Origin of the sequence: Kocuria sp. JC486 (assembly GCF_011602805.1) — a bacterium.
Lineage (GTDB): Bacteria > Actinomycetota > Actinomycetes > Actinomycetales > Micrococcaceae > Kocuria > Kocuria soli.
In genome coordinates this window covers 21,919-42,869 of the sequence record NZ_JAAOZS010000012.1, presented here as the reverse complement: position 1 = coordinate 42,869, position 20,951 = coordinate 21,919, and the positions used below count along the sequence as shown (strand labels likewise).

General features: G+C 65.7%; 17 protein-coding genes. 5 read left to right on the top strand and 12 right to left on the bottom strand.

Annotated features, from left to right (window positions below; translation table 11 throughout):
• Positions 1-144: 144 nt before the first annotated feature.
• Both GWK18_RS07845 and GWK18_RS07840 read right to left on the bottom strand, forming a co-directional pair.
• On the bottom strand, positions 145-1,653 hold the full coding sequence (locus GWK18_RS07845) for an ABC transporter substrate-binding protein (protein ID WP_348535888.1): 1,509 nt from the start codon (positions 1,651-1,653) through the stop codon (positions 145-147).
• 383 nt (positions 1,654-2,036) lie between these two features.
• Positions 2,037-2,747: a maleylpyruvate isomerase family mycothiol-dependent enzyme gene (locus GWK18_RS07840; RefSeq protein ID WP_166834405.1), complete on the bottom strand. Its 711-nt coding sequence runs from the start codon at positions 2,745-2,747 to the stop codon at positions 2,037-2,039.
• A gap of 280 nt (positions 2,748-3,027) precedes the next feature.
• On the opposite strand from GWK18_RS07840, the gene GWK18_RS07835 reads away from it, so the two are divergent.
• Positions 3,028-3,543 carry a nuclease gene (locus GWK18_RS07835; RefSeq protein ID WP_280720444.1) on the top strand — a complete coding sequence of 172 codons (516 nt, stop codon included), beginning with the start codon at positions 3,028-3,030 and terminating at the stop codon, positions 3,541-3,543.
• 8 nt (positions 3,544-3,551) lie between these two features.
• Complete coding sequence (zupT, locus tag GWK18_RS07830; protein ID WP_348535887.1) at positions 3,552-4,469, top strand: zinc transporter ZupT; 918 nt, start codon at positions 3,552-3,554, stop codon at positions 4,467-4,469.
• 8 nt (positions 4,470-4,477) lie between these two features.
• Here the strand turns inward: zupT and GWK18_RS07825 are convergent, their stop codons facing one another.
• Entirely contained in the window at positions 4,478-4,885 is a 408-nt protein-coding gene (locus GWK18_RS07825) for a phage holin family protein (RefSeq protein WP_166834403.1), read from the bottom strand.
• 222 nt (positions 4,886-5,107) lie between these two features.
• Between GWK18_RS07825 and GWK18_RS07820 the strand changes: the two genes are divergently transcribed.
• A complete protein-coding gene (locus tag GWK18_RS07820) occupies positions 5,108-7,330 on the top strand; it encodes an NADP-dependent isocitrate dehydrogenase (protein WP_166834401.1) in 2,223 nt (740 codons plus the stop codon).
• Between the two features lie 131 nt (positions 7,331-7,461).
• On the opposite strand, the gene GWK18_RS07815 is transcribed toward GWK18_RS07820, so the two are convergent.
• Complete coding sequence (locus GWK18_RS07815; RefSeq protein ID WP_123825544.1) at positions 7,462-7,965, bottom strand: lipopolysaccharide assembly protein LapA domain-containing protein; 504 nt, start codon at positions 7,963-7,965, stop codon at positions 7,462-7,464.
• Positions 7,966-8,137: 172 nt separating this feature from the next.
• A complete protein-coding gene (locus tag GWK18_RS07810) occupies positions 8,138-9,349 on the bottom strand; it encodes a patatin-like phospholipase family protein (RefSeq protein ID WP_123825545.1) in 1,212 nt (403 codons plus the stop codon).
• Between the two features lie 260 nt (positions 9,350-9,609).
• On the opposite strand from GWK18_RS07810, the gene GWK18_RS07805 reads away from it, so the two are divergent.
• Together GWK18_RS07805 and GWK18_RS07800 are read left to right on the top strand one after the other, a co-directional pair.
• Positions 9,610-10,878 carry an exonuclease SbcCD subunit D gene (locus GWK18_RS07805; protein WP_348535886.1) on the top strand — a complete coding sequence of 423 codons (1,269 nt, stop codon included), beginning with the start codon at positions 9,610-9,612 and terminating at the stop codon, positions 10,876-10,878.
• Positions 10,875-13,526: an AAA family ATPase gene (locus GWK18_RS07800; protein ID WP_123825546.1), complete on the top strand. Its 2,652-nt coding sequence runs from the start codon at positions 10,875-10,877 to the stop codon at positions 13,524-13,526. Before GWK18_RS07805 ends, GWK18_RS07800 begins: the two co-directional genes overlap by 4 nt.
• Here the strand turns inward: GWK18_RS07800 and GWK18_RS07795 are convergent.
• The 7 genes from GWK18_RS07795 to GWK18_RS07760 all read right to left on the bottom strand — a co-directional run bounded on the left by GWK18_RS07795 (position 13,494) and on the right by GWK18_RS07760 (position 20,918).
• On the bottom strand, positions 13,494-14,873 hold the full coding sequence (locus GWK18_RS07795) for an AI-2E family transporter (RefSeq protein WP_123825547.1): 1,380 nt from the start codon (positions 14,871-14,873) through the stop codon (positions 13,494-13,496). The two genes, GWK18_RS07800 and GWK18_RS07795, sit on opposite strands and share 33 nt — an antisense overlap.
• Before the next feature lie 171 nt (positions 14,874-15,044).
• The gene (locus GWK18_RS07790) at positions 15,045-15,896 is read right to left on the bottom strand and encodes a cytochrome b5-like heme/steroid binding domain-containing protein (RefSeq protein WP_166834399.1); all 852 of its coding nucleotides are present in this window, start codon (positions 15,894-15,896) and stop codon (positions 15,045-15,047) included.
• 726 nt (positions 15,897-16,622) lie between these two features.
• Positions 16,623-17,474 (bottom strand): Fpg/Nei family DNA glycosylase, encoded by an 852-nt coding sequence (locus tag GWK18_RS07780; protein ID WP_166834395.1) that lies wholly within the window; start codon positions 17,472-17,474, stop codon positions 16,623-16,625.
• 30 nt (positions 17,475-17,504) lie between these two features.
• Positions 17,505-18,689: a crosslink repair DNA glycosylase YcaQ family protein gene (locus GWK18_RS07775; RefSeq protein ID WP_166834393.1), complete on the bottom strand. Its 1,185-nt coding sequence runs from the start codon at positions 18,687-18,689 to the stop codon at positions 17,505-17,507.
• Positions 18,690-18,866: 177 nt separating this feature from the next.
• The gene (locus GWK18_RS07770) at positions 18,867-19,367 is read right to left on the bottom strand and encodes a hypothetical protein (RefSeq protein WP_166834391.1); all 501 of its coding nucleotides are present in this window, start codon (positions 19,365-19,367) and stop codon (positions 18,867-18,869) included.
• Positions 19,368-19,608: 241 nt separating this feature from the next.
• Positions 19,609-20,133 carry a CAP domain-containing protein gene (locus GWK18_RS07765; RefSeq protein ID WP_123825553.1) on the bottom strand — a complete coding sequence of 175 codons (525 nt, stop codon included), beginning with the start codon at positions 20,131-20,133 and terminating at the stop codon, positions 19,609-19,611.
• Positions 20,134-20,399: 266 nt separating this feature from the next.
• Positions 20,400-20,918, bottom strand: coding sequence for a ferritin (locus GWK18_RS07760; RefSeq protein ID WP_123825554.1), 519 nt, complete (start codon positions 20,916-20,918; stop codon positions 20,400-20,402).
• Positions 20,919-20,951: the final 33 nt, after the last annotated feature.

Here is a 20,951-nt window from a genome sequence, read left to right as displayed (position 1 = left end):
ATGGCGCCGGTGTGGTGGTTGGCATGGTGGAAGGACTCCTGCGAACGGGATGGTCGGGCTGGCTCGTGGATGTGAGCTCCCGGACCTGGGCAAAGCGGGACCGGGCCGCCCGCCGTGATCGACGGCGCGCGGCCCGGTCGGGGGTCAGGCCTGGGTGACGACGGCGTAGTCGATCTCGCCGTTCCAGGTCAGCTTGACGTCGTTGACATTCTCGCTCCATCCGAAGGTGCGGGCCGGGTAGTACAGCGGCACAGCCGGAATGTCCTCGAGCAGCATCTCGTCAGCCTCGATGAAGGCCTTGTTCGCGTCCTCCACAGTTTCGGCTTCGAGGCCTTCCTTGAGCTTCTTGTCGAACTCGGGGTTCTCGTACTTGGGATCGTTGGAGGATCCCCCGGTGGCGAACTGCGCGGAGAGGAAGTTGTACATGGACGGGTAGTCCGCCATCCAGCCGGACCGGAAGGCCGAGGTCAACTCACCGGCATTGGCCTCGGTCCGCAGCTCTTTGAAGGTCGCGTAGGACTTGCCCTGCGCCTCGATCCCCAAGGCGTTCTTGATCATGTTGCACACGGCGTCCACCCATTCCTGGTGGCCACCGTCCGCGTTGTAGGCCAGCTCGAAGGGCTTGCCGTTGTATTTCTCGATCTCGTCGGCCTGATCCCAGAGTTCCTTGGCCTTCTTGGCGTCGAAATCCACGAACTCCTGGTTCTTGAAGGACTCCGGGAATCCTTCGACGGCGGGCGAGGTGAAGTCCTTGGCGGGAGTGCCCTGCTTGATGACCTGGTCGATGAGTTCCTCGCGGTTGATCGACAGGGAGATGGCCTGACGGCGCAGCTTCCCGGCTTCCCCCGACCAGCCCTCCAGGTAGTACGGGATACCGAAGGTGTAGTTGCCCGCGTACTCCACCTGGTCCGTGCGCCCGGAGAGGTCGTCCTCACGCACGTCCATGCTGGACGGCGGGATCTGGTCCAGGATGTCCAGGTTCCCGGAGATGAGATCCGAGTATGCGCCTTCCGCGGACTGGTACAGCTTGAAGGTCAGGGCATCCAGCTGCGCCGGCTGTGAACCGTCGTAGTCCTCGTTCTTGACCAGGCGGATCTCTTCGTTGTGCGACCAGGCACCCTCGCCGTCCATCTTGAAGGGTCCCCATCCCACGGGGTTCTCGCCGAAGGCCTCCATATCCTCGAAGGCCGACGCGGGAAGCGGCACGTAGGTGTGATAGCCCAGGCGGTTCGGGAAGGTGATGTCGGCCTGGGAGAGTTCGACCTCGAAGGTCGTGTCGTCGACGACCTTGAGACCCTCCATCTCGTCCTCCTCCGAGCCCTCGGCGGAGACCTTGTCGTAGCCCTTGATGACCTCGAAGAAGTACGAACCCTGCTGCGCGTTCTTGGCCGCAGCGGCGTAGTTCCAAGCGTCCACGAAGCTCTGGGAGGTGATGTCCTCCCCGTTGGTGAACTTCTTGCCTCCCTTGATCTTGATGGTCCAGTTGATGTTGTCCTCGGACTCGATCGACTCGGCCAACTCGTTGACGGGCTGGGCATCCTCGTCGTAGGAGATCAGTCCTTTGAAGATCAACTCGACAGGTCGCCCACCGCCCTGTTCAGTGGTGTTGGACGGGATCAGCGGGTTCTCCGGCTCGACGCTGAACGCAGTCACCGTACCTCCCCCTTCACCACCACCTCCGCCGCCCCCGCAGGCGGACAGTGCAACGGCTGCGGCCGAGGAGAGCGCAACGGTTCCGAGTAGACGGCGGCGAGACAACAGAGGGTTCATGGTGACCTCCAGGATCGGGAGAACCGAGCAGCCTTGGATGTGATCTGGGCCATACTCGGCGGTAACGCTGCACAGATTAACAGCAAACAAACAGCATGAGACTCCGCGTCCCAGTAAATCTCGTGTCCGATCTGTTACGCGCAGGTAACAAATCTCTTGACCTCACCCCCATGACTCGATCGGTATACATGGGAACGGGCCCCAACTCCGATGAGTTGGGGCCCGTTCCCTCGTGTACGGGGGGTGCATGCTTGATACGGAATCGGTCACCACCGGGGCAACTCGGGCGCCACCACACCTTCCGGCAAGTAGATCGCCGAGTCGTCACCGCGGGCCAGCCAGGCAAGGACACCTTCCCGGTCTCCCTCGACCCGCAGGGCGCCGTCGCCGATGACCCACTCGTCCCGCTCGTCGGTCACGATCGTCATCCCCGGGGCTTCCTTGACCCGCATGGTCCGCACCGCGGATTCCACTGCGTTCAGCAGCGAGTCGGGATCCGCCTCCTCGACCTCCCACTGCGTGTCCAGGTCGGCGTGATGGACCACGATCTCCGCGATCAGCACGGCCGGCAACGACGTCGCGGCGAAGGTCTTGGGGCCGATCGCAATCTCCTGGGCCGCCAGGTCCCCGCGCAGGCGCTGCCCGTTCTCCAGGAAGAATTGGGCGGCAGCTCGCGCCTCGACCTTGAGCTCCGTCCTGGGCAGGGCCGCGGTCTCGGCGATGAGGGCGGCACGCTCCTCCGGGCTGTCGTACGGCTTCTGCTCGTCGCCGGTCTCGGCCCAGTCGATCAGACGCACCAGACGGCGGGACAGCACCGCGACGTGTGCGACCACGTCGGCGCGGGTCCAGTCCTGGCACAGGGAGGCACGATCGAATTCGTCGTCGTGGAAGGACTCGACGGTGGAAAGGTACTGCTCCACCTCCCTGCTCAGGCGGGCGAGATCGGACTGCAGACGTGCGGGGCTGTGCTCACTCATGCACCAAACCCTAGCCCGCGATTGTGACCCACCACACCGGGTATTCCCCTGGTTCCGGACCCTGAGCGAATGAGTTCCCGGACGATATGGGTGCGATATGAGTGCGCCCCGGTCGGTCTCCCGTAGGCTCATGGTCATGAATGCGCAAGATCCCGCCTTTGCAGAACGAGTGGGCCCCGCTGACGCCTCCCTGTCCGCCGACCAAGACCGTCAAGCGGCTTCCGGTGAGCGGGTGACCTACCTGGTGGTCGACGGTGAGAACATCGACGCCACCTTGGGCATGTCCCTGCTGGAACGCAAGCCGCGACCTGAGGAGCGGCCGCGGTGGGAACGCGTGATGCAAGGCGCTCGTAAGCTGTGGGATCCCGGATCGGGGCGCAGGACCAAGGGGCTGTTCTTCCTCAACGGGTCCAACGGGCACCTTCCCTTCAGCTTCGTGGCCGCACTGCGGGGGTTCGACTACCAGGTGGTGCCCCTGTCCGGTCCTGCCCGGGTCAAGGTCGTGGACGTGGGTATCCAGCGCACCCTGGACGCCATCCTGGAACAGGGCCACGGCGACGTCGTCCTGGCCACCCATGACATCGATTTCCTGGACCAGCTGCGGGCGCTGCTCGCCGACGACCGGCGCGTGGCTGTTCTGTGCTTCCGGGAACTGCTCTCCGCGGGTCTGCACGAACTCGAGGAAGAGGGGCTGCAGATCGTTGACCTCGAGGACGACTTCCAGGCCTTCAACGCGCCCTTGCCGCGCCTGCGCATCATCGAGCTGGACTCCTTCGACCCCACGCGCTACCTGTAATCCCGGTGGTGGGCACGATCTTCGCCGTTGCACCTGCCGCGCTGCCGGTGGCCCTGCGCGCTGGGGATCTGCCGGGCACGGTGACAGTCGCGTTCACCCTGACCCTTCTGGCGGGCCTGGCGACTGGCCTGGGCGGGCTGGTGGCCTTCGTCGCCCACCACACCAACACCCGGTTCCTGGCCGTGAGTTTGGGGTTCTCTGCCGGGGTCATGCTCTACGTCTCGTTCGTGGAGATCGTGCCCAAGGCGCAGGACCACCTGCTCAAGGACCTGGGCGCCGGGCCGACGTCCTGGGGCCTTGTGGGCGGATTCTTCGGTGGCATCGCGGTCATCGCTGCGATCGACCGCTTGGTCCCCGCGCACTCGAACCCGCACGAGTTCACGCACTCCACCGAAGACATCCACACACCCGAGGGCGGTTTGCGCCCCGGAGCCGCGGGGGCCCGGCCACGACCGAAGACCTCGGTTCGTGAGCAGGCCCTGCTCCGGATGGGGCTGCTCACCGCGGTGGCCATCGGCATCCACAACTTCCCGGAAGGCTTTGCCACGTTCATGACGGGTCTGGCCGACCCGACCCTGGCCCTGCCGATAGCCGTGGCCATTGCACTGCACAACATCCCCGAGGGAATTGCCGTGGCGGTCCCGGTCTTCCAGGCCACGGGTTCACGGTCCAAGGCACTCGTGCTGGCGGTCGTCTCCGGCCTGGCGGAGCCCATCGGCGCGGTGCTGGGTTACACCGTCCTTCGACCGTGGCTCACGGAGACCCTGTTCGGCGTCGTCTTCGCGGCGGTGGCCGGCATCATGGTCTTCATCTCACTGGACAAACTGCTCCCCACCTCGGAGAAGTACGGCGGTCACCACCTCTCCGTCTACGGGGTGGTCGCGGGAATGGCCGTCATGGCGGTCAGCCTGGTGCTGCTGGTCTGACCGATCGGTCACCAGCCGCGTTCGACCGGGGGCTCCGGGCGTCGAGGCCGTTCACGGGGTTCGAAGATCCCCAGCACCAGGCTCACCGCGGAAATCACCAGGGAGCCCAGAACCGCTGCAGGCCAGAACCCGTCCACGTGCCAGGCTCCGCCGAAGACGCCCATGATCCACGAGGCCGCCAGCAGCATGAGCGCGTTGATGACGATCAGGAACAGACCGAAACTCAGGATCACCAGGCACCCGGTGAGAAATGTGAACACAGGTTTCACGACGACGTTGAGCGCACCCAGGACAGCTGCGACGACGACGATCGCCACCACCTGGGCACTCACGGAGGTGTCCGTGATGGAGATGCCGGGCACCACGTAGGTGGCAACGGCCACGGCCAGGGCGTTGACGAGCCAGCGCCAGATCATGGGAACCTCCGGAACGGGGAACGGGCGGGACGGGCGTTCCGCACTGTGCCTCGGACAATTCTGTACCAGGTCACTCACAACCAGGCCAGAACAGGCTGGGGAGCGCCTGACGGGAGGGCGTTCGCAGACCCGGATCGGGTAGGTTTGACCCCGGATCGCATCCCGATCTGGGGATGCAACCGAAGGACGCATGACGTCGCACACGAGGGAGTATCGACTCATATGCCGAAGATCATCTGGACAAAGACCGACGAAGCCCCGTTGATGGCCACCTATTCGTTCAAGCCGATCGTGGAGGCATTCGCCACCGCGGCCGGCGTCGAGGTGGAGACCCGGGACATTTCGTTGGCGGGGCGCATCGTCGCCCAGTTCCCCGAGCGCCTGACGGAGGATCAGCGCATCAGCGACGCCCTGACCGAGCTCGGTGAGCTAGCCAAGACTCCCGAAGCCAACATCGTCAAGCTGCCGAACATCTCCGCCTCGGTCCCGCAGCTCAAGGCCGCCGTCAAGGAACTGCAGTCCCAGGGCTACGACCTCCCCGACTACCCCGAGGACCCTCAGACCGACGAGGAGCGCGACGCCCGCGCCCGGTACGACAAGGTCAAGGGCTCGGCCGTCAACCCGGTGCTGCGTGAGGGCAACTCGGACCGCCGCGCTCCCAAGGCCGTCAAGAACTACGCCAAGAAGAACCCGCACCGTATGGGTGCGTGGACGGCGGATTCCAAGACAAACGTGGCCACCATGGGCGTCGACGACTTCCGCTCCAACGAGCAGTCCGTGGTCCTTCCCGCCGACGACACGCTCCAGATCCGTCTCCGCGAGACCTCCGGTGAGACCACGGTGCTCAAGGAATCGATCCCCGTCCTGGCCGGCGAGGTCGTGGACGCGACCTTCATGTCCGCCAAGGCACTGGACGCCTTCTTGGAGCAGCAGATTGCACGTGCCAAGGACGAGGGCGTGCTGTTCTCCGTGCACCTCAAGGCCACCATGATGAAGGTCTCCGACCCCATCATCTTCGGCCACGTGGTCAAGGCGTTCTTCCCCGAGGTCTTCGACCAGTACGGCGTGCAGCTGGCCGCGGCCGGGCTCTCCCCCAATGACGGTCTGGGTGCCATCCTCTCCGGTCTGGGTGAGCTCTCCGAGGACGACGCCACGGCCGTGCGCGCCGGGATCGAGAAGGGCCTGGCCGAAGGCCCGGCACTGGCCTACGTCAACTCCGCCAAGGGCATCACCAACCTGCACGTGCCCTCGGACGTGATCGTGGACGCCTCCATGCCCGCCATGATCCGGACCTCCGGTCACATGTGGACCAAGGACGACACCGAGGCCGACACCCTGGCGGTGCTCCCGGATTCCTCCTACGCGGGTGTGTACCAGGCCGTGATCGACGACTGCCGCGCCAACGGCGCCTATGACCCGACCACCATGGGCACCGTTCCCAACGTCGGTCTCATGGCGCAGAAGGCAGAGGAGTACGGCTCCCACGACAAGACCTTCGAGATTCCGGCCAACGGCGTGGTCGAGGTACTCAACGCCGCCGGTGAGGTCCTGCTGTCCCACAACGTGGAGGCCGGTGACATCTGGCGTGCCTGCCAGACCAAGGACGCCCCCATCAAGGACTGGGTGCAGCTGGCCGTGCGGCGTTCCCGTGAATCCGGCATGCCCGCCGTGTTCTGGTTGGACGAGTCCCGCGCCCACGACCGCAACCTCATCGAGAAGATCAACACCTACCTGGCCGACGAGAACACGGATGGGTTGGACATCCGCATCCTCTCCCCCGTGGAAGCCACCAAGCTCTCCATCGAGCGCATCCGCCGTGGCGAGGACACCATCTCCGTGACCGGCAACGTGCTGCGTGACTACCTCACGGACCTGTTCCCGATCCTGGAACTGGGGACTTCGGCCAAGATGCTGTCCATCGTGCCGCTCATGAACGGCGGCGGCCTGTTCGAGACGGGCGCCGGCGGCTCCGCACCCAAGCACGTCCAGCAGCTGGTCGAGGAGAACCACCTGCGGTGGGACTCCCTGGGTGAGTTCCTGGCCCTGGCCGCCTCTTTCGAGCACCTGGCCTCGCGTTACGACAACGCCCGCGCGCAGGTGCTGGCCGACGCCCTGGACGCGGCCACCGGTCGCTTCCTGGACGAGAACAAGTCCCCGTCCCGCAAGGCCGGGGAGATCGACAACCGCGGTTCGCACTTCTACCTGGCGCTCTACTGGGCCCAGGAGCTTGCGGAGCAGACGCAGGACGCCGAGCTCGCCGCGGCGTTCAAGGACGTCGCCGCCGAGCTGACGGAGAACGAGCAGACCATTGCGCAGGAGTTGCTTGCTGTTCAGGGCTCCCCCGCGGACATCGGCGGCTACTACCAGCCCGTCGACGACAAGGCGTTCGCCGTCATGCGCCCGTCGAACACCTTCAACCAGGTGATCGACGGCATGAAGGGCTGATCACCCCGCAGACGTGAAGGCGCCCCGCACGAATCATTTCCTGCGGGGCGCCTTCACGTCTGCGGCCGGACCCGGGTCTGTCACGGGATCCGAGTCGACCGACTCTCGGGTCGTCCTCGGCCCGCGTGGGTTCAGCGCAGAGTGCGACGGATGGTCTCGCGTTCCTTCTCCAACTTGTGCACCCGGCGGGAGAGCACTGCCAGACGGATGGACCCCACAAGCGCGGTGATCAATGCACCGGCGATGGCCGCCAACAGCATGGCAACGCCCAGCGGGAGCGCGAACTCCCAGGACATGTAGGCGATCTGGATGTCCTTCATGTTCTGCAGGACGAAGACCAACAGCAGAATCAGGATGATCAGGCCGATGATCAGCGCGAACCAGGTGGCGCCGCTGACACCGCTCTTGGAGCGGCCGTCCAGCTTGGGGTCCAGCGCGGGGCGGCGGTCCTGGTGGCGGTCGCCGTCCTGAGCCGGTGCCTGGCGGGCGGGCTCGGCGTCGGCGGTCCGATCCGTCTGATAGTTCTGGTCGTTCTGGTGGGGCTGCGCGCTCTGCGGCGACTGCGCGTTCCGCGGTGCCTGCGGATCGGTCCAGGGGGTGTCGCCGGACGTGGTGTTTTCGGGGTTCTGGGACATGTCGAACTCCTTGATCGGTGGTGGTCGATGCGGTCTGTCAACACCTGCGGTGACAGGTGAGTTCGGAAGCCAGCCCTGACTTCCCGATATATCGCTCGTGACATCACTAGTGTGAGCCATCGCCCGAGGTGGCTCGTGCGTTGTCCAATCTACGCGTGTCCCCGCCCCGGGCTCACAGCCCGGCTCTGTCCAAAGCCTCCTTGGCCAGGGCGCGTCCCGTGGCAATGACGCGCGCCGCTTGATCGAAATCGAAGGTCGCGCAGGTGTCTGCCGGGACGGAGACCAGGACATCGGGTGGTTGGATCGCGATGCGGGGCTTTTCGATGGCGGCCTGCATGATCTCCAGGGACGTCAGCATCATGTCCACCGTGGAGAGGTCCTTGGGCAGGGACGCGAATTGTTCGTTCCACTCCGCCGACTTCCGCGGCCCGCGAGCCTTGGCCTCCCGCCCGCGTTCCTCCGGTGTGCGTGACTTGCGGACCCCGGTGGATTGCTTCCACGGTTGGGCCACACGCTCCCGCCACCAGCCCGCCACGGCACCCGGCACGGCCGCCGCCTCGGAGGTGGCTGCGGTGGCTTCCGGCAGCAACAGGTCATCCACGATCTCGGCCCGGGTCTCTGATTCGGCGACCACCTCAGCGGCTGCCTCCTGGGCGGCTTGGGCAGCACGTCCTGGATCCGCCGCCGGTTCCTCGCGCCGAGACGGTGGTTCGGACACGGGGTGCGCCACCCCCTTGGTGACGCTCTGCTCGCGATCGCGGGGATCGACGTCGTCGGGCAGGTTCCCGGTGTCGGACCCCGCCTGATCCGCGCCCGCGGCCTGAGGTTCGACGCCGAAACGGTCGCGGCCGAACAGGGACACCGCCACCGTTGCATCCGAGATGAAGTGTGAGGAGGCATCCAAAGGAAGCGGATTCAGGATGCCGCCGTCGGCCAGCAACCGGTCCCGGAACGCCACCGGAGTGATGGCCGTGGGGATGGCGATCGAGGCGCGAATCGCGGTCAGCAGGGGTCCGTCGTGGAACCACACCTCCCGGTGATTCGTCAGATCCGTGGCCACAGCGGTGTACGGAATCGGAAGGTCTTCGATCCTGACGTCCCCGATCATGCCGTGCAGGCGGTCCATGAGGCGGTCGGTCTTGAACAGGCCCGGGCCGCTGACGGTGATGTCGGCCAGCCGGAAGACGTCGGTCCGCCGCAACGTAAGTGCGAAATCCCGGAACTCGTCCAAGGCACCCGCCGCGTACAGTCCGCCGATCAGCGACCCCATGGAGCATCCGGCCACGGAGACGATGCGGTGACCTCGGTCGAGCAGCTCGTCAATCACACCGATGTGCGCGTAACCGCGGGCACCACCCGACCCCAGTACCAAGGCGATGTCCACGGGCCCTCCTCCGACCGGAGTCGGTGCTCCGGCGCTGCGTTGCCAGTTCTCGGTTCGGTGACTTCTGTGTTCGTCCGTTCAGTCTCTCACCGGGAGCAGACGACTCAAGAGGGCAGGTGGAGGGCGCCTGCACGACGGACGCGGACCTCCCGGGCGCGTCCATGCGTTCGGAACTTGTGTTGTCCCCCGTGTTCCGTAAGGTCGAGATGCCATCGATCGACGTCGACAGGCACCCGCACCGGCAAGAGGGAAGGAACGCCGTGGTTCGCTTCATCCACACGAGTGACTGGCAGCTCGGCATGACCCGGCACTACCTGGATTCCGATGCCCAGCCGCGCTTCACGGGCGACCGGGTGGAAACGGTCCGGCGCATCATGTCCCTGGCTGTCGAACGCGGCTGTGCTTTCGTGGTGGTGGCCGGCGACGTGTTCGAGCACCCCAACCTGGGTGCCAAGGACATCGGGCGCGCCCTGGAGGCCATGGGCTCACAAGACGTTCCGCTCTTCCTTCTTCCGGGCAACCACGATCCCCTGGGCACGGGCTCCATCTGGAACTCCCCGACCTTGCGCGATCGGCTTCCGGGCAACGTGACCGTCCTGGACCGTGCCGGTACCTGGCCGGTGAGCCCCGGCCTCGAAATCCTGGCCGCTCCCTGGACCAGCAAACGCCCGGACACGGACCCGGTCACCGGTGTCCTGGACGGGGCGGAAGCCGACGGCACGGTCCGTGTCCTGGTCGGCCACGGCATGCTCGAAGAACTCGAACCGGATGCCGCCTCCCCCGTGACCGTCCACCGCGCCCCGCTCGACGCTGCACTGGCAGACGGTCGCATCCACTACGCAGCCCTCGGCGACCGACACATCCGATGGCCGTTGAGCGAAGACTCCTCCATCCGGTACTCCGGAGCCCATGAGTCCACGAGTTTCCGCGAGCCCGGACAAGGGCACGTCCTGGACGTCGAAATTCCCGACGACGGCGGGAAACCCCTTGTCACTGCCGTACCCGTCGGTCAGTGGCAGCACGTCGTCCTGCGACACCGGGTGGACGGGTCCCAAGACATCCAGGCCCTGGCCGAACGACTCGATCAGCTCCGCCCCAAGGAACGAACCGTGGTCAAGACTGCATTGGCGGGGTCGCTGACCGTGACGGAGCGAGCCGCGCTGGACGACGTGTTGGAAACGCGCGCGCCGTTGTTCGCGGCGCTCCTGGAGTGGGACCGACACACGGATCTGGTCGTCCAACCGGACAGCCAGGAACTGGGTGACCTTGATGTCAGCGGATACGTCCGCGAAGCCGTGGACCAGTTGCTCGCGCTGTCCGGGTCGACCCCGTCGGGGCCGCCTGACTCCTCGGGTACGGCAGAGGGTGCGTCACCGGTGGCCGATGCCGATCTCCCCGACGAGACTGCCCTCCGAGAAGCGGCCCACGACGTCGAGGACGATCTGCCCCGCCTGCACGAACCATCGACGGAGGAGGCCGCGCAAGACGCATTACGCCTCCTGGTGCGGTTCGCCGGAGGTGCCCGATGAAGCTGCACCGCCTGAATCTTGAGAACTTCAAGGGTGTCACGCACCGACAGATCGAGTTCCCCGAGACGGGGGTATCCGTCATCCAGGGCCCCAACGAGGCCGGGAAGACCTCCACCATCCAGGCACTCGATCTGCTGCTGACCACGCTGCCGGACTCCAAGAAGGCCGTCGTGAAGTCTGCTCGGCCGGAGGGCCAGGACGTCCCCGTGACGGTCGAAGCGGAGTTCACCGTCGCGGAGCACCGTGTGCGTTACCGCAAGCAGTGGCTCAAGAATCCGGGGGCCGACCTCGAATTCGTCGCCGGACCACGCAGGGGTGAACGGGCCACGGGGCGCGAGGCCCACGCTGCCGTGGACGACCTCCTGGCCCTGACCGACCGCACCCTGTGGAACACGCTGCGCCTGTTGCAGTCGGATGCGCTCTCCAACGACTTCGCGGGCTCGTCGGCCCTACGCAAGGCGCTGGAGGCGGCGGGTGGCGAGGTGGCTGACGACGCCGGTTCCATGAGCCTCGTGCAGGCCGCACGGGCCGAGCGCGATCTGTACTTCACCACCACCGGGCAGGAGAAATCAGACACCAAGCGACTACGCGAGGCGCACGGCGCCGCCACCACCGCGTACCGGAAGGCCCAAGCGGACCTTGACGCTGTCACCGGACTGGTCGACGACTTCGACCGCAAGGACCGCCTCGCGCGCTCCGCGCAGGTGAGCCACGACCGCGCCCTGGAGGACTTCCGCGCCGCCGAACGGGCCGCCGAGGAGGTCGAGCACCTCGACCGGCGCCGCCACGAGGCACATGCGGCCTCGAGTTCCGCGGGCGCCGCGCACCAGCGCGCCACCGAGCTGTTGCAGGAGCGTGAAAACCTTCGGGACCGGGCCGAGCGGACCGCGGAGAAGCTCCAGGAACTGGAGACCTCCCTGGAAGCGGCCCAGGAGGCAGCCGACCAGGCCACGACGTCGACCCGCGCTGCCGAAGCCACGGTGCACCAGGCACGGGAAGACCTGGACCGAGCTCGGAACGATCTGGACCTGGCGCAGAAGGCCCAACGCCGCACGCGGGATCAAGCCCGGTGGGCCGACCTCACGGCACTCGTGAAGCAACTGGACGACCTCACCGCAAGGGAAGCCGCCCTGGACGACCACGTGCCCGCGAGAGTCACGCCAGAACTGTTGGAACAGCTCGAGCGGGCCCACCGAGCCGCGGACCTGGCGCGCACCCAGCTCGAGTCCGCCTCCGCGAGGATGACAGTCACCGCTCTGGGCGATCCCCCGGAGATGGCCCTCGACGGGCAACCACTGCACCTGTCCCTGGGCGAATCGACGGAGCAGGCCGTGACGGAGGACGTCACGTTGGAGCTTCCGGGGCGGCTGCGGGTCCAGATCTCACCCGAACAAGGACTCGCTCAACGACGTGCGGCCGTGCAGCGGGCCCAGGAGGACGTGGATCGTCTCCTGGGCCAAGCAGCGGTGGACAGCCTGGAAGCGGCCCGCACCGCACTCGAAGCCCAGACCCGTCACGAGCGCGCCGTCACCGAGGCGGTTCAACAGCGCCGGCTGTTGCTCAACGGCCGCGAGGAGACCCGGTTGCGTTCCGAACTGGCAACCCTCACCTCGCGGTTGGAAAGCACCAGTGCCAGCACCTCTGACGCGGCCGACGGCACAGAGGACACGACGGAGCGGGAGGACGACACTGCAGGGCTGGACGAACGCCTGGACCGGGCTGAAGCGCTGGCCGGCGATGCACGGCAAGCGCTGACGGCGGCCGAGAATCGCGCGGATCTGTGTCGGACAGCCGAGACCAAGGCGGCGGCGCAGCTGAACTCCATCCGGACCGACCACAGCTCCCAGACCCTCCTCCTCCGCGACCAGGAGAGCCAACTCCAACAAGCTCGGGCGGCCGTCTCGGACGAGGCGCTCGAGAACGACCAGGATCAGAAGGCCGCGGCCCTGGAACAGGCAACTGCTTTGGTGGACGCCCTGGAACACCAGTGGATCAGTTCGGAGGCGCAAGCCGTTCTGGACCGGATGTCGGCGTACGAAGCACGCGTGTCCAACACCCGGCGGTCCCTCGAGCGGGCTCGCACGGAACGCACGCTGGTCCAGGGCAACCTGGAAGCCACGGACCGCGACTCCCGGCAACGCACGTACGACCAGGCAGCGACCGCCTTGCGACAGGTCACGCAGGAGCTGAACACGCAAGTGCGCAGGGCGGCGGCAGCAAAGCTACTTGCCGAGACATTGGAGGCGGCGCAGCTACAAGCCCACCGGCGCTACAACGCCCCCTTCCGGGCCCGGCTGGAACAGCTGGGTCACACGGTTTTCGGCTCCACCTTCCGGGTCGAGCTGTCGGACGACCTGGTCATCACCCGGCGCTTCCTGGACGGCACGTGGTTGAGCGTCGACTCCCTGTCGACCGGTGCGCGGGAGCAGCTGGACGTGCTGGTGCGCTTGGCGATAGCCATGCTCGTGGACCCGATGGACGGCGTGCCCGTGATTTTCGACGACGCGCTGGGGCACACCGACCCGGAACGTCTGATCAGTCTCTCCACGGCGCTGCGGGCCGCCGGCGATCACGCCCAGGTGATCGTGCTGACCGCCATGCCTGACCGGTTTGCCTCAATCCCTGGGGCCACCGTGATCGATGTCTGAGGTCCCCGCGTTCTCCTGCGGGAAGTCGGACGCCTCCGACGTCGTCGTGGGTCCCGCCGTTGACGTCACCGCCTGGCTGCTACCCGTGTCAGAGGCGACCGGGCGCTTGCCCAAGCGCTTGAATCCGCCGGACCCGGTGATCCACCGGTTGAGCCAGCTACGTGCGGCCCGGGCCTCGTGAGCGCGCTCCGTGGGCAGACCGTCCTCGGGAGTTGCCGCGATCAACGCGTTGACGAATCGGACCTGCGGGTTCGGGTCGACCAGGATGGCTTTGACCAACAAGGTGGCCGGTAGCGCGAGCAGAGCCCCCAGCGGCCCCAGAACCGCGGCCCACAGCAGAACCGACAGGAAAGAAATCGTGGGAGTCACGCCAATGGCGTCCCCGGTGAACTTCGGCTGGACGAAGGACTGCATGACCATGTTGATCACGCTGAAGCCCACGACCACCAACAACGCGTCCATCCACCCGCCCGCGAGCAATCCCATGAGCGTCGGTGGGATCACGCCGATGACGAAGCCCACGTTGGGAATGTAGTTCGATACGAAGGCCAGGACCGCCCACACACCGGCCAGTGGGATGCCCAGAATCGCCAGGTAGCCCAGGTCCATGACGGCAACGATCAACCCGAACACGGTCGTGACCACCCAGTACCGGCGGACGCCCGCGGCGAAGTTCAGCAGGGCCCGCGCGGTGGTCGGGTTCTGGCCCAGGATCACGCGGACGCGGCGTGAGATCGTCATCGAATCCACGGAGAGGAAGAACAGGACGGTCACGATGATGGCCAACATCGCAGCCAGGCCCGACAGGTTCGAGGCGATCCCCACCAACCACTCGGTCGAGAAGCTGACGACGTTGCCCACGTTGTCCTGCAGGTTCTGGACCATGCCCTCGGTGGTCACGCCGAACTGTTCCAGCCAGGTGAGGCCGTCGTTCCACATGGTTTCGAAGTCGGAGGAATACTGCGGGAGAGCCTGGATCAGAGCAAAGATCGCCCACCCAATGGAATAGAAGAACGCGAACAGGGCAATAAGCACCGCGAGCAAGGATGCGACCGCGGCGGCCCAACGCGGCCACCCGAAACGCCGAACCAGCCAGTTGTGCAGCGGGTGCACGATGATGACCATGTTCAAGGCGAAGAACACCGGCGCGATCAAGGCCGAATAGTGCGAGATCCCCTGCAGTGCCAGCAGCGCCGCGGCCACGCCCACCAGCGCCATGACCAGACGGGCTCCCCCGCCGGACGTGCCTCCCGTCTGCCTCGGGTTCGTCCGGCCGGATTCCGAGGATCCGCTGAGGTCGGAACCCCTGGAGTGACCACCGGCCGAGGCCGACTCGGGTGTCGGCATGGTGGGCCCGCCTTCCGTTTGTGATTTTGTCCTGCCGTGCCGTGGTACCGGAACCACCCGGAACCCCGACGACGGCGAGACGTTCGCCTCTTCGATCCTACGGTCTACTCGAGCCCGAGGCCGACGGTCACGGGCTGCCCTGCCGGGTGATGGAGAACTTGGTCCCGGAGGTCAGTCCTCGAGGGCACCGATCTTGAAGTCGGCCAACGCGGACTGTGCTTCCTCATTGGACCCGTGCTGCTGTTGGAAGGCTTCCGTGGCATCCGTGCCGCACAGCCCGTTGATGGCTTCCTGCCCACCGGGGTGCTTGGCGATCCAGTCGGTGAGGTCGTAGACGTTGCCGTCCATCGCGGCCCAGCAGGACTCACTGTTGTCGTGCTGTTCGACGTCGGACATTGCGTAGGTCTGAGAATCCGAGCTCGACCCCTCCGTGGCAGCGACCGCGCCACCGGCTGCGGTGGAGGATTCCCCGGTTGATTCGGTGGGCGAACCCGACCACACGGCCTGCGCCCCGGAGTGACCCGTGAAGATCGCGAACACCAGGACGAAGACGGCTGCGATGGCCGTGAGCAACCCCAGCACGGTCCCCAATAGCCCGCCCTTGCGGGGCGTGCGGTTCCGGACGCCACCGTCAGCGGTTCCCGACGGCGATGTAGCCGCCGACCGACGAGCACCGTCGACACGTCGCGAGACGATCCACCAGATCACAGCCAGGACGGACAGAATGACCGAACCCACCATGAACCGGTCAGCCCATTCCGCGTGCTCTGCGGGAAGCCCCACGGTTTCGGCCAGGGCTTCGCCCGATTCCTTGGACACGAACGTGGCCACTGTGCCCACGAGTACGCCGATGACGGAGAGGCCGAGGACCCGACGCCGGAGCGCCGGCACGATCGCGGCGGCTACGAGAAGGAGGGCCGCCACCGGCAGCAAGGCCACGGCGAAGTGCACCACCAGCGGGTGCAGGGGGAGGTCTCCGACAGACGAGAAGACTTCACCTTCGGCAAGTACCTGGGTTTGCATGTCTCTATAATAATAACGCTCATGGACGCATCTACAAAGAATCATGATTTTCCCGGAAATACCCAGATAATTCACAATGAGGGATATTAAGGATTGCCTTACCTGATAAACAGGATTGACTCTTTGTTCAAGGATGGTGATTCCCCGGCGAGGGTCGAGGGTCGAGGGGAACACGCTGGCACCCGATCCACGCTCGGGACATCGAAAACATGCCGCGGTCAGTCCGGCCCTGCGAGCCTCCACCCTTAGGTGACCTGGCGGTTCAAACCCCGTAAGCCCGCCTCCATGACCCGCTTGTGAGCCCACGAAGCCGCAGGCCGCAAAAGACGCACCGGTCGCCGCCGAGTCACCACGCACCACATGAAACTCAGGTCCACACGTTCGCCGTCAGTAACGGCCCACCACCTGCCCGTTCCCCTGAGATCGCCGCTCACGGTGATGGTGGCAGCTCGGGGTTTGACCGCCTCGGTGATCGTGACCGTAAATCGCAAGGTATATCCCATGGGACTGGCCACGACCACTTGCGCGCGGCGCCCTTCGGCTTCGAGCGTCCCCCGGTCAAGGACCCAGGTTGATAGCACCCCGGGCCACCAGTCCGGCCAGGAATCAATGTCTGCCAGGATGTCCCACACCCGGTCAATGTCCGCGTCCGGCCGCCAGGTCGAATCGAAGTGGAAAGGACGGGACTCTCCATCCACCGACCGCGTGTGTACGTGCGTCATGGGCTCACTTCAACAGGCGGTCCATCCGGCGGTCACTGAGCCGTTTACCGCCGGTTTGACAGCCGGGACAGTACTGCAGCGAGCGGTCCGCGTAGGAGACCTCGGCGACCGGCGTCCCGCAGACAGGACACGGATCCCCGGTACGGGCATGGACCCGGAACAGGGATTTCTTGGTGCTCTTGATCCGGTCCAGCGGCACGCCGTCGAGCCGGGTTCGGACCTCGTGGATGACAGTCCCGAGCGCATCGAACAAGCGTTGAACGTCCGGGGAGGAGAGTCGGTTCGCGGTCGCGAACGGTGACAACCGGGCACCGTGCAGAACCTCGTCCGACCAGGCGTTTCCGATTCCCGCCAGCATGGTCTGGTCCGTAAGCACCGTCTTGAGACGAGAGGACGAGCGCGCAAGCATCGCAACAAACTCCTCCGCCGTGATGGCATCGGCTTCCGGCCCCAATCGCGCCACGCGTTCCACGTGCAGGGGATCGTCGGTGATCCACAGGGCCAGGCTCTTCTTGCGGCCCTGCTCCGTGAAGTCGACGTGGGTGCCGTCGTCGAAGGTGAGTCGGAAAGCCAGCGGCCCGGACGACGACGGCCGTTTGGCGAGTGCCGCATCGCCCGTCTTGACCCAGCCGGCGAGCGCAAGATGAACGACGGCGTAGCGGCCGTCCACTTCCAGCAGCAGGAACTTCCCTCGCCGAGTGACCGAAGTGACGGTACGTCCCACAAGAGATTCGTGAGGTGGTTCGGCGGTCTTCAGGACACTGAACGCAACGATGTCGAACCGGCTCACCCTGCGACCCACGGTACGGCCGCGAAGCAGCCCGACGACGGCGTCGAGTTCCGGAAGCTCAGGCATGGTCCCAGTATTGCCTGTGCCTCGGACAACTCAAGCGATCACGCCGTCGAGCTCCAGCCAGTCCGCCATGAGCCGCAGTTGCCGATCCAGGGCGGCGCGCGCATTCGCGGGAGCGTCCCGCTCCCACGTGCACCTCTTGACGATCAAGGCACCGGCCACTCGATCAGCCTTGAGATCGACTCGGGCCACCAGGGTGTCGCCGAAGACGAACGGCAGGACGTAGTAGCCGTGGAGCCGTTGCTGCGCTGGGGTGTAGATCTCCAGGCGGTACCGCATACCGAAAAGTGCCTGGGTCCTTTCCCGCTGCCAGACCAGGGAGTCGAACGGGCTGACCAGCGACTCGACCTCCGCCTTTCTCGGCCGCCGCGCAGCGGGGTCCAGGTACACCAGGCCGGGCCATTCCGGGACCTCGACCATCTCGAGTTCGCCCGAGGCAACCAATGTGTCCAGAGCCCGGCCGGACTCCACTGCCCCGAGCCGGAAGTAGTCGCGAAGGCACCGCGCAGTTCCGATGCCGTGCGCACGGGTCGCAATGCGCATGAGTTCCAGGTGTGCGGTCTCTGGATCAACGTTCGCTCGCGAAGGCAACACCTTGTCCGGCGTGACATAGCGACGTTCGAACTGCGTCGTGCGACCGGCACTGGTGATCTGACCCGCCCAGAACAGGTACTCGAGCGCGGTCTTGACGGCACTCCAGTTCCATCCCCAGGCGCCCTCCCTGCGCGCAACGTCCATGCTCAGAGCGCCGTCGCACTCGCGGGCGGTCAGTGGGCCACGCCGTCGAACTTCATCGAGCACTGCGTCCACCAGCTCGGGATGCTCCTGATGGACCCGGCGCATGCCACCCCAGGCCTCGTGCTTGGCACGCTCCATCCGGAAACCGAGCAACGGCCACGTCGACGGTGGAATGAGGCTGGCTTCATGGGCCCAGTACTCGGTCAGGCGCCGGGGCGCCCGATCACGAAGGCGGTCCAACGTCGCGCGGTCATAGACACCCAGGCGCGAGAAGAACGGCAGGTAGTGGCTGCGCGTCAAGACGTTGACAGAATCGATCTGGACCACGCCCACTCGGTGGATCACCCGGTTCAGGTGCCGCACGGTGACCTGACCGGGCTCAGGCCGAGGATCCAGGAATCCTTGAGCAGCCAGGGCAATCCGCCGCGCGGCCGGCAGCGTGATGCGAGCTGGGGTTCGAGTGATTGGTCCGGACGGCATCTGCACACGATAACCGCGACGACGGACACCGTTCGGCTGCCTACATCCGTCTCTGCCGGAACGCGACGTGCGCGTACCGCAGCACCTCCAAAACGTCGCCGGGTCGTCTCCCGAACTCGGAGGGAAGTACGTACTGACCAGGAACGAGTATCGCGGCATCCAATCGGCGCAGAACACCTACCGTTCCCGACGACGAATTCCTACGTGCTGATCTGCTTCTTGGGCCAGGGTGCAAATGAGCACGGGAGTCCCGTGGAACGGCCAGCGACCACCCACACGACGGAAACCGAAGTCTGACACCTGGAACCAGTAGACGGGCAGGTCGATCGTGGGACCGCCCCTGGTCCTTCGCTCGACCCAGAAACCTTGTCGACTCACCACCAGTCGTCTGCGCAGCAACCACTGGAGCAGGATCGCCGGCAGGCCCAGCACGCCGAAGAATCCGAGAGTGACCGCTCCGAACACGAATGACGCGATGGCCGATCCTTCGGTCGTCGCACTGTCCGACCCCGAGGCGATCCACATCATCAGCAGCCCGAAGCCTGAGAACACGAGGGCGCCAATGAGCAGCAGCACCAGACGGACGGAGTTGAGACGGAACTCAGTGCGGCCCACCAACTCGAGTTCACGCACGTGGCGTTCCACGACCGACCGGTTGAAACGCAAGTAGCCGTTCACGCACTCACCCCCTGTCGGCAACGCTGGAACACCCGCCCAACTGTGTGCCATTGTAAATTATCAGGCGGATGGCTCATGCCTGGCTGCAGCCAATGCGCTCCTGATTGTGTGCCTGTTGTTGTTCGGCTTCCTGGCAGCCCTCCAGGTGATCGAGACTTTCAAGGGCCTGAGTGCCTGACCGCCGCCGCGGTCAGGCACCCAGGCCACGCGGTTCAACGCGGGCGCACCGCGCGATCGACGATCAGTACGTGCCGAAGTTCTGGGTCCCGTAGACGTACCCGTTACCCGACTCCGCCGACCCGAAGCCCACGTGCGTGAAATCCGGGTTCATGATGTTGGCCCGGTGGGCAGGGCTGTTCATCCAGAAGTCGAAGAAGTACTGAGCCGTGGCGTGCGCGGAACCCTTCGATTCGACGTCGTAAGAGATGTTCTCCGCCATGTTCGTGGAACCGGTGGCCTGCGTCTGCTCGATGAACGACGGATTGTGCGTTGCCGAGTTGCTGGCCGCCATCTGGCTGGACCAATCGCCGGAGATGGCGTCCAGTTCGGCATGGGAACTCAACGGGCTCAGACCTGCCTGGGCGCGAGCGTCGTTCATCATCGACAGCAGTTCCTGACCGACTGCCTGCGACGAGCTGTCGCTGGAAGCGGACACCGACTGCTCCGAGCCGAGCTCCGGTGCGGCGGAGGCCGGCACTGCGGCGGCTCCGGACAGCGCGATGACCGCGGCTGCGGTGATCAGAGTTTTCTGGGTGCGGTTCTTCATGGGGCTCCTCCGTCATGAGTTGTCCTGTTCGAGCCGCAGACGAAGGTACGGGTGGTGAAGGTGCGGAACAACCGCCAGAGCACCCCCGAGCGTTATCAAACCGTGATTTTTCCGTGACCTTACCGTTACCTTTGAAGATCCCGAGGGCAGCCGATCACACTCATGACGCGGATCGGGCGACCCACCTACGGCGGTGGGTCGCCCGATCCTGGTAAACCTCTCACAATCCCCTCAAACCGCATTTCTGGTGCGGTGCGAAGGACGAATCATCCGTCGTTCTCCGTGCCGCGCGCGGGGCGAGCGCCGAGTTCGTCGTCGAGCCGCAACAGGCCCGACCCGTCGCCGTCGATACGTTCGATACGGCCCAGAATCTCGCCCACGGTGGCCTCCTCCTCGATCTGCTCGTCGAGGAACCAGTTGAGCAGAGGCCTGGAGTCCAGGTCCCCCGCGGAGTCGCAGGCGCGGTACAGGTTCCGAATGGATTCGGAGACCTTCTGTTCGTGGGTCAGTGCCGCTTGGAAGATCTCGGCGGCCGACAGACCCTCCGCAACGGCGGGGGCGTCGATGCCTCCGATTCGGGCGTGGCCGTCGCGGTCGACCACATGGTCGATGAACTTGTTGGCGTGGACGATCTCCTCGTCGGCCTGGTGCCGCAGCCACGCTGCCATGCCGACCAGGTCCTGCACGTCGGCTTCGATGGCCAGTTGGCGGTAAACCAGGGACGCCTCGAACTCCATGGTGATCTGGTCGTTGAACTTGCTCTCGAGATCAGAAGTCAGCTTCATGCTTCGAGCCTATCGAAGGACCCCTGGAACACC